The following is a 9,125-nucleotide window of genomic DNA, read 5'->3' on the forward strand; positions in this document are numbered from 1 at the left end:
CGGGCTCCCCAATGAGGTGGCGCATCTTGCACCCCTGAGCACCTTCCATCGTCACCTCCTGAAGAGGGATTTCTTCAAAATGCACGACTTTCATGCAATTTCTCCTGAATAGGCAGGAAACCGCGGCCGACTACAAGCTCGAATCCCGGTGAAATATTCGCGTACACCGGAGTACTGTTCCGGTCGATTTGTCTTGATAGCGTGGTCAAGTTTTCCATCGCTTCAGTGCATTATAAACGCACGGCAGCCGTTTCGTCTTTTCCAAGGGCTTTCGTGAGAATGACAGGACACCGGAAAAACTGGCAACGGGGCGGGTTGGGTAAAGTTTTCGGACGTGTGGGCCGATTGATGAGACAGAAAACGAACATCGAAGAAACATTTTCTCGATAGCGGATTTTTTGAGGATCGCTGTAACAAGGTCCAAAGGGTTTTTGGTTGACACGTGATGGTCCGTCGTGAGGGACCCCCACTCGCATCGCGGGAAAGGAGGCTTCCTCAATGGCAGACCTTCAGCAGCGGCGGGAAGAAATTCTCCGTGAGTTGCGGTCGGAGGCCGGCCGGGAGAGAGTCATCCAGCGACTCAAGGCGCTGATGGGTTTGCGTCCAGACCAGGCGCTCCCCAACGGGACGCCGATCGTCACGACGTTGATCCGCCTCGAACAGCAGTCGCGGCAGCCGTCTCGGCAATCGTGAATCAGGGCCGGCCTGCGCGGATGGAGCAAACATTGCGTTGTCTTCGTGGCGGTTTCCTGGGTTCTGCCCACAGCAACGAAAACCGGCGGTTTCGCATAGGTCCCATGCCGCCCTGACCATGTGCGGTGGCATTCTGGGGCATTCTGGCCGGAAATTCACCAGAGTGCGTTGGGTTTGGTAGGGAACGGAGTCCTGCCTGGGGGATGGAGGGATCGGTTGGGCAACGAGCTCCCTGCTGTGAGGGAGGATGGTATGGACTCTTTGATGGATCCGTCTCCGGCGGGTAACCCAGAAGTGGGCACAAAGAATTTCGAGATGCTTGCTAAAACGCGCTTCGACGCCAGCGGTTATCCTGCACTCCGGCGGCTCACATGCCACTGCGACGGCAAGCGCCTGTTCATTCGGGGTTCAGTGCCCAATTACTACCACAAACAGTTGGCTCAATCCAGTTTGTCCGATCTCAGCGAGGAGCTGGAAATCGTTAACGAAACGCTGGTCGAGGTGAGACCAACCCTGCCGCAAACGCGGCACTCGGTCGATTCCCAGCTCTGACGTTCCCGAAATCGGAGCGACTCGATGGCCGAGGTGCCGCACGGTACCTGGGCGCATGTTCCGCGATCTTCGGAACGCGCCGGCAGATACCTGCTGGGCACATGGCTTTGCTCCCGCTGAGAACTCCTCCATCGCGCGCTTGAAAAAACGGCGAGGTATGAACCTCGCCGTGTGCTCGGCAACGTTTCCTGCCAGGGCGGCCTGCCGCTGAGAGCCAAGCGCTCCGAGAACCGGCCGCTCTCAGGATTCCGTCTTGAGGGGATACTTGGCCGATTCGGGAGCGGGCTGGGCCAGGGCATCTTCGTATCGCCGGAGAACCTCCGCCCAGTTGATCACATTGTAGAACGCCTCCACATAATCAGCCCGACGGTACTGGTACTTGAGATAATAGGCGTGTTCCCAGACGTCGATGCCGAGGATTGGGATATTGCCGTGCATGAGCGGGCTGTTCTGGTTGGGGGTGTCCTCAATGACGAGCCGCTTGTTGGGGTCGACGGAAAGCCACGCCCAGCCGCTGCCGAAACGTCCCATCGCCGCTGCGGTGAAGGCCTGGCGGAACTTTTCGAAACCACCGAGTTCCCGGTCAATGGCCTCGGCCAATTTGCCCTTGGGTTGACCGCCCGCCTTGGGGCCCATAATCGTCCAAAATAGCGAGTGGTTGGCGTGACCGCCGCCGTGGTTCCGGACCACTGTGCGGATTTGCTCCGGCACACGATGAATCGCAGCCACAAGCTGCTCCACGGGAAGCTTTTCCCACTCTGTACCGGCAATGGCCTTGTTCACGTTGTTGATGTACGCCTGATGGTGTTTCGTGTGGTGCAACTCCATCGTTTGCGCGTCGATGTAAGGTTCCAGCGCATCGTACGGGTAAGGGAGAGGGGGTAATTCGTACGCCATCGTGTCAACTCCTTTGGTCAGTTAACCTGTGTCGCGAACCTAGACGCCAGATTGAGACGACCCCAACTGATCGGGTAACGACACATCTTTCACCGGCACGCTTTACAAACTTATGCCTGTGCTATTTGTGCTAAATACTACGGCATTAGTGACCTAAGACAAGGGGCAAATTCTGGTATTGCCATGCGTGAATAAGTCGCCGCAACGCCGGACGGTCCTTTTCAAGCGATATTCTCGTCGCATTCCTGACAATCTGCTCCGGCCCAGAAGGCTGGCAGTCCATCCCGACGGTTTGCGGTTGATTGCCGGGCCCGGCCAATTACTCTGGAACTTAAACTTAATAGAAGGACGTGAGCGGTCCTCCTCCTCGTTCAAAACCTGAAACACTATTCCCCGGGCATCGGAGATGGGAGCTCTTCTCCCGTGAGAGAGGCACGCTCGTTTTCCGGCTGGTGAAACACCTTTGAGTCGCAGCTTGTGACGAGGGCCCGCCATGAAGAACAACCGCTTGTCTAACCGGACGCGTCGTCTGGCATTTGAGCCTTTGGAACACCGGGATTTGCTGAGTGCGGTTCCTGCCACGACGTCGATGCCCGCCACTTTCACTGATTTGGGAAGCGTGGAGTTTCGGCAGGTCGTGCAGCCTGCACCAGCACCAGGCACGTGGTATCGGCTGTCTGCCCAAAATACGGCCACGTTGACGGTCATTCGCGGGTTCCAGACGCCAAACCACCAATCATCAGCCAGTGTCGCTGTTTACGCGCAAGCCGGTCAAAGCCTCGTCCTTGCGGCTGAGGGGATCGGTAGGATCGATCTGCCTGTCACTGCCGGACAGAGTTTCTTTGTTTACCTGCCGAACGTCCAAACCGGTGAGACACTTTGGCTGGCTGCCCTTGTCCAGATGAGTGGGACAACCGTTACGATTCGCGGAACTTCCGGAGCGGACACTCTGGCTTATCGCGGCGGGGGCACCGGTTCGATCGCTGTCAATCAAATTGAATACACTCTTCCAGGGGGATGGATAGTCCTGGCCATCGACGGTCGAAACGGTGGGGATAGGGTCGTCGTGGAAACGGCGGCCGTCAACGAAAGTATTTCGATCTCACCCGCCTTCACCAGGATTCTGAGCGGGGGACGAACCATCACCATCACGCAGGTGGCAGACCTGGATGTCCGTGCCAGCTCGTCCGCCGTTGCAGAAATCACCGACTCGCCGGGAAACGACCGGGTGAGCTTCGCACCGAATGCCGCCACTTTTGATTCTCCTCAATTCCACGCTGCCCTCACTGGCCCGTCCATCATCCACGCCTATTCTCGCAACGGCGGCACCGATTCGGTTACTTTTTACGATTCTCCGGGTGCGGACCGAGCCACATACTTGGGTGACAATGCGATTCTCCAAGGAGACACCTTTTACAACCGTGCCAAATTCTTTTCCAGCGTCATGTTCGTTGCCACAACCGGGGAAGACACGGCGTTTTTGAGCGGCAGTTCGGGCACAGACACTTTGGGCGGCCAACTGGGAGATGTGACGCTGCAAACAAAGGGTGTGTCTGTCCGGGCGAAAGGATTTTGGACCACCATCGTGCGGTCCAGTGGTGGCGTCGACGTGGCGGAAGTCAACGATTCGCCATCAGACGATTTTGTGTTCAGTTTTCCCGGCGACGTGGCCGTTTTTAATCAAACTCACACGCTCCGAATTCAGGGGTTTGCCTACACACATGTGTACGGCCGAAATGGTGGCTTCGACACGGCCTACTTTTATGATTCGCCGGGTGATGACACGTTTGTGGGTCGGCCGGACTTCTCAACCATGACGACCGGTCCATATTTTACCCGGGTGAAGTTCTTCGACGGTGTGTATGCCTACTCCCGAAATGGCGGATCTGACGTTGCATGGTTATATGATTCCCGAGGCGATGATCTTCTCACCGCTCGGCCGTATTACACCCGGTTGGAAGGCCCCGGATACGCCCTCCGCGTGGAGACTTTCTCGATGGTGCGGGCCACGGCCGGCAGTGGGGGGAACGACCGCCTGGAAATGTATAGTTCCCGAGGCCAGGATCAGATCACCATTACCCCGACTCTCTCCGACATTGTGTTTTCCGAAACGCCGAGTTCTGTTCGGGCGAGGCAATTCCTGCGGGAAGCTTATTTCCTCGACAAAAGCGACCAGGTGTTCGGAACTGCCACGAGAGCTACCATCAGGCGCGAGGGTCCCACGACGATCATTAACGCAGCAGATTATTACGATCCCACCAGCCCTACACTCGGTTTCCAGCGGGCAATTGATGCGCTCCCCGAAGAAGGCGGCACGGTGATCCTTCCCGCCGGCACATTCACTTTGCGTCAGAGCCTGGTCCTGCGTTCCAATGTAACCCTTCGCGGGAGTGATGCTGGCACGACGCTTGTTCGTAAAACGCAGACATTCGCATTTCTCACTGCACCAGCGCAGGCTGGGGATCAGCGTGTGAGCGTGACCAGCACGAGCGGATTTCAGGTGGGAGACGAGATCGCCCTGGTTTCGCGGACGGAATTCGACGGGCAGCTTTACACCATCATTGCCATTGAACCGGGCGTGCTGGTGCTGGATAGACCCATTGAATACGGTATCTTCCAACCAGAAAACTCGGCGGAGGTGACGAATCTGATTCCCCTGGTGAGGGCTGCGGGGACGGCTGGGCAGCCGGTAGCCAATGTGACCATCGAGAATCTCACGATTAACGGAAATCTCAACGCGAAGTATACGCGATGGCGGGCATTACCCCGGGGTATGGTGGATCTCACGTATGCCGTGAACTCCACGGTGCGGAATGTCACGGTCACCCGCTCACCCACTTCCGGTATCGCTTTGCAATATGGCCATGACAACCTCGTGGAGAATTCCACCGTCATTGAAGCCCGAAATATTGGCATCGCTTTGGGATGGGAGACCGACGCGATCGTTCGCGGAAATTTGGTCCGGGGCGCTGGCTATGGCATGGCCAGTACGGGTTGGGGAGAGGGTATCCTGGTCAACGGCGGACGGGATATCCGGGTGGAAAACAATATCGCCGAGTACAACGTCGGCCACGGACTCCATCCTGCAGGTGATCTGACAATCGGCGGCCTGTGGATCAACAACATCAGCCGCTACAACCAGGGCAACGGATTCCACTACTGTTTCAACAACTTCGGTGTCTGGGCGGTTAACAATGAGTTGTACGGCAACGACCGCGGTGTTGGCGGATTAGGGCTCGGCGGCGAGTATGCCGACCGCTTCAATGTCGTCCAAGGAAACATCATCTACAATAACTCCCGCGGGGGAATCCAAGTTAACGGCGGGCGCGATAATTACATCCTTGCAAATACTTTGAGAAACAATTCACAGAAGGCCCCGGGTAGGTTCCCGGAAATTCTTCTCGGTGAGGTTTGGACTACCGTGATCGCCGACAACCGAATCACGCCCGCTGTCGGCGGTCCATCCGTTGATACCACCTACGCGCGACTTTTCAACACCATCATTCCGTAAAACCGTATCAAGCGGCACACGTTGCCCGAAATCGCTGACAATCCGTAAGATCCCGGCGATGTATCTCAGACAGTTGCCAATCGGCCGGCGGTTTTGAGGAGATTGGCGTAGCGTGTTTCCAAAGGCAACCCGGCTGCGTGCCATAATTCCAGAGTGGCCAGACCGATTTCGCGAGCCAACAGATCCGCCCGGCCTGTACCCAGCATGCGGCGCGTGGGCATGGGCGTCACGGGCCCGGTGTAACCGATGTTCTTGAGCCATTTCAGGACGGCGACGCAGTCGATCCGTCCGCCCGGCCGAGCAATCGCTCTTTGCCAATCCTTGATTTGATCCACGGCGACATCCGGAGGAATGTCGGCAAGGTGGACGACAGTGATGAGTTCCTTGGGCTGCTGGAACAGCAACTCGAGACTTCCATGGGCGACGAAAATATCCCACACATTGACGAGCAACCCGAGATTCTCGGCTTTCACCGCCTGAATGAGCGGCAAGAGCTCGTCGAGCTTGCGAATGAACTGGAACACCGCTTCCCGCGGCGGTTCATAGACCGCTTTGAAACCGAGACCCAACCGAATGCCATGCTGCCTGAGAATACCGCATACGGTGCTCAACCGCTGACGGTGCAGTTCGAAATTCTCATGCAGAGGTCGCGTCTCGCTGAATGGGGCCAGCGTGACGAAGCACCGAGTGCAACCTAGGACCGTTGCATTCTGGCAATACTCGGGAAGCCGTTCGACGAACTTCTGAAACTCTTCATCGCTGGCCTGAAGGTTCCCCGGGAGCTCGAAGCTTCCGATGGGGATCTGTGCGCTATCAATCAGACGGCGCGCGTATTCGAGCCCTTTCATTCGTGCCAGGGCGCTGAACTCCGCGATGTCGAGGTCGATACTCTTAAAGCCAAAGCTCAGGGCCAGTTCGATAATTTCGCTCTGCTGCAAGAAAGTGCCCAAAACATTGGCATTGAAATTGCGTAGCATGTGTCCCTCACTCCCTGCTAAGATTCGTGGGTATAGTAGCTATTTGGACGCCTAAGGAACTGGAGCCTTCACCATCAGGAGGCGTTTGCCAGCCGGCCGAATTTTTCAGCGGGAAAAAAGCTATTATCACCGATTCGGCTGGCAATTCAAAGTAGGCCGTCCAGATGCGATCAGATGACACAAGCGACGCTGGTCACAAAATACCGGCCTGGGTAAAGGGAAAGCCAGCGGAACGCGAAAGCAGCGACTGCCGTGCAAGGGGATTGTTGTCTCGCGAAAAGGGATCGCCATGACGAAACGCGCGTTGATCACCGGCATCACGGGGCAGGATGGTTCTTATCTGGCAGAGTTTCTCCTCCAAAAAGGCTACGAGGTCCATGGAATGGTGCGGCGATCCAGCACGGAGGGTTTTGAACGCATTCAGCATATTCGGGATCGCATTCATCTCCATCAGGCGGACCTACTTGACCAACTCTCCCTGGTGCGGTTGCTCGCGGAAGTCCGTCCCCATGAAGTGTACAATCTTGCCGCGATGAGCTTTGTCCCCACAAGTTGGGAACAGCCCCTTTTGACAGGTGAGTTTACGGCCCTGGGAGTGACGCGAATGCTGGAAGCCATCCGCCACGTCGATCGGACCATCCGGTTTTACCAGGCCAGTTCCAGTGAGATGTTTGGAGCTGTCCGCGAAGAACCCCAAAACGAAAAGACACCGTTCTATCCGCGAAGCCCCTATGGAGTGGCCAAGGTCTACGGGCACTGGATCACCGTCAATTACCGCGAAAGTTTTGGCATTTTCGCCTGCTCGGGGATCCTCTTCAACCACGAATCTCCCCGCCGGGGCAAGGAATTCGTTACCCGAAAGGTCACCGACGCCGTCGCGCGAATCAAGCTGGGGGTCCAGGAAAAACTTTACCTCGGAAACCTCGATGCGATGCGTGATTGGGGTTTTGCGGGGGACTATGTGGAAGCGATGTGGCTCATGCTCCAGCAGCCCCAGCCCGACGATTATGTGGTGGCCACCGGCGAAAAGCATTCCGTGCGAGAGCTGGTCGAGCTGGCATTCGATTATGTGGGCCTGGACTGGAAGCGCTACGTGGAGATAGATCCGCGACTCATCCGTCCGGCGGAGGTGTTTACGCTTCGGGGGGATGCCACCAAAGCCCGCACCGTGCTGGGGTGGAAACCCAAAGTCACGTTTCCCGAACTGGTACGCATGATGGTGGACGCTGATCTGGAGCGGGTTCGGCGGGAGATGATCGAGCGCACCTACCGGCCGCTGTGATCCTTTTCGCCGACCAGGATGGATGAGGATCCTCGCATGGCGAAACAGAAAACCGTGAAGCAATGGGCCGTCCAGCTCCTCAAAGTGGGGATTTCAGCGGCCATCATTGGATATTTGGTCTGGGATAGCGTGCGCCGCGGGGAAGGCATTTTTTCCGACCAACACGGGTTTAATCCGGAGAAGTTCTGGCAGCTCGTCCACCACGCAGGTCAACACTGGTACCATCTCATTTTGGCGTTTGTGACGGCAACCAGCGGTGTTCTCATCACGTTTTTCCGCTGGTGGGTTTTGGTGCGGACAGTTGACGTGCCGCTTCGATTGACGGAGTCATTTCGCTTCAGCTTTATGGGGTTTCTTTTCAATCTGGCGCCGATGGGGCTGGTGGGAGGGGATCTGGCCAAGGCGATCCTTGCCGCACGGCGGTTTCCCGACCACAGGCCGGAAACTGTCGCCTCGGTGTTTGTTGATCGTGTTCTGGGACTGTATGCCCTGTTTGTCGTGGCGAGCGGGGCAATTCTACTAACCGGGCTGGTTTCCAGCTCACTGCCAATTCTGCAGAACATCTGTCGCCTCGTCCTGATTGTGACCGTGGGAGCAACGCTGGTCCTGATCGCCTGCTGGGCACCCGATGTGACGGGCGGAAATGTGATCACTTTGATGGAGCGTGTACCCATTGTGGGAAAACTGCTGGCCCGCTTCGTAACAGCGTTTCGTGCCTATCGGCATCATCCGTGGATCCTGATCACCTCTGTCATCATGACTTGTCCCGTTCATCTGTTGTTTTCGGTGTCCATTTACTTTATTGGGTTGGGCCTTTTTGACCGCATTCAGCCGCTGGCGAGGCACTTTGTGTTCTGTCCTCTGGCGGGTGTCATGCAGGTCATTCCCGTTTCCATTGGCCCGACAGAGTTCGTTCTGGACCGGCTCTTCGTCCTGATGCCGCTGGCCGACGGAACGCACATGTTGCCGGGACAGGGCCTGGTGACCCTGCTGGTTTACCGGGTGTTTTCACTTGTGCTGGCGACAACCGGCTTGAGCTACTTCTTTTTCTTCGCCCGCACAGATTGGCAAGAGGCCCTTCGAGAAGCCGAAGAGGCTGAGGAGTGGGAGGAATCAGCGACCCCAGCATCGCCGGTTTCAAAAGAAGCTGTTCGCCGATAAAATTTGATCACCCAAGTAAAGTGGAAATAACACGCAGCCTGGGTTGTCTGGA

At 56.8% G+C, this 9,125-nt stretch carries 7 protein-coding genes; 5 read left to right on the forward strand and 2 right to left on the reverse strand.

Annotated features, from left to right (window positions below; all coding sequences use genetic code 11):
• The first annotated feature begins 498 nt into the window (after positions 1-498).
• Both ABJK56_RS06300 and ABJK56_RS06305 read left to right on the forward strand, forming a co-directional pair.
• Complete coding sequence (locus tag ABJK56_RS06300; protein WP_347243814.1) at positions 499-693, forward strand: hypothetical protein; 195 nt, start codon at positions 499-501, stop codon at positions 691-693.
• A gap of 252 nt (positions 694-945) precedes the next feature.
• The gene (locus tag ABJK56_RS06305; RefSeq protein ID WP_347243815.1) at positions 946-1,245 is read left to right on the forward strand and encodes a hypothetical protein; all 300 of its coding nucleotides are present in this window, start codon (positions 946-948) and stop codon (positions 1,243-1,245) included.
• A 240-nt stretch (positions 1,246-1,485) separates the two neighbouring features.
• Here the strand turns inward: ABJK56_RS06305 and ABJK56_RS06310 are convergent, their stop codons facing one another.
• Positions 1,486-2,142: a superoxide dismutase gene (locus ABJK56_RS06310; RefSeq protein ID WP_095416636.1), complete on the reverse strand. Its 657-nt coding sequence runs from the start codon at positions 2,140-2,142 to the stop codon at positions 1,486-1,488.
• Between the two features lie 493 nt (positions 2,143-2,635).
• Between ABJK56_RS06310 and ABJK56_RS06315 the strand changes: the two genes are divergently transcribed.
• Positions 2,636-5,653, forward strand: a complete 3,018-nt coding sequence (locus ABJK56_RS06315) for a right-handed parallel beta-helix repeat-containing protein (protein ID WP_347243816.1) — start codon at positions 2,636-2,638, stop codon at positions 5,651-5,653.
• Positions 5,654-5,718: 65 nt separating this feature from the next.
• Here ABJK56_RS06315 and ABJK56_RS06320 read toward each other — a convergent pair whose 3' ends face one another.
• Positions 5,719-6,630 carry a TIM barrel protein gene (locus ABJK56_RS06320; RefSeq protein ID WP_347243817.1) on the reverse strand — a complete coding sequence of 304 codons (912 nt, stop codon included), beginning with the start codon at positions 6,628-6,630 and terminating at the stop codon, positions 5,719-5,721.
• Between the two features lie 289 nt (positions 6,631-6,919).
• Between ABJK56_RS06320 and gmd the strand changes: the two genes are divergently transcribed.
• Together gmd and ABJK56_RS06330 are read left to right on the forward strand one after the other, a co-directional pair.
• Positions 6,920-7,912, forward strand: coding sequence for a GDP-mannose 4,6-dehydratase (gmd, locus tag ABJK56_RS06325; RefSeq protein ID WP_347243818.1), 993 nt, complete (start codon positions 6,920-6,922; stop codon positions 7,910-7,912).
• Positions 7,913-7,948: 36 nt separating this feature from the next.
• A complete protein-coding gene (locus ABJK56_RS06330; RefSeq protein WP_347243819.1) occupies positions 7,949-9,073 on the forward strand; it encodes a lysylphosphatidylglycerol synthase transmembrane domain-containing protein in 1,125 nt (374 codons plus the stop codon).
• Positions 9,074-9,125: the final 52 nt, after the last annotated feature.

The organism is Thermogutta sp. (genome assembly GCF_039793925.1).
Classification (GTDB): Bacteria; Planctomycetota; Planctomycetia; order Pirellulales; family Thermoguttaceae; genus Thermogutta.

Bases quoted from the DNA above. Each gene is read 5' to 3' on its own strand.
- ABJK56_RS06300 (WP_347243814.1), top strand. From the start codon at position 499: ATGGCAGACCTTCAGCAGCGGCGGGAAGAAATTCTCCGTGAGTTGCGG.
- ABJK56_RS06305 (WP_347243815.1), top strand. From the start codon at position 946: ATGGACTCTTTGATGGATCCGTCTCCGGCGGGTAACCCAGAAGTGGGC.
- ABJK56_RS06315 (WP_347243816.1), top strand. From the start codon at position 2,636: ATGAAGAACAACCGCTTGTCTAACCGGACGCGTCGTCTGGCATTTGAG.
- ABJK56_RS06330 (WP_347243819.1), top strand. From the start codon at position 7,949: ATGGCGAAACAGAAAACCGTGAAGCAATGGGCCGTCCAGCTCCTCAAA.
- gmd (WP_347243818.1), top strand. From the start codon at position 6,920: ATGACGAAACGCGCGTTGATCACCGGCATCACGGGGCAGGATGGTTCT.
- ABJK56_RS06310 (WP_095416636.1), bottom strand. From the start codon at position 2,142: ATGGCGTACGAATTACCCCCTCTCCCTTACCCGTACGATGCGCTGGAA.
- ABJK56_RS06320 (WP_347243817.1), bottom strand. From the start codon at position 6,630: ATGCTACGCAATTTCAATGCCAATGTTTTGGGCACTTTCTTGCAGCAG.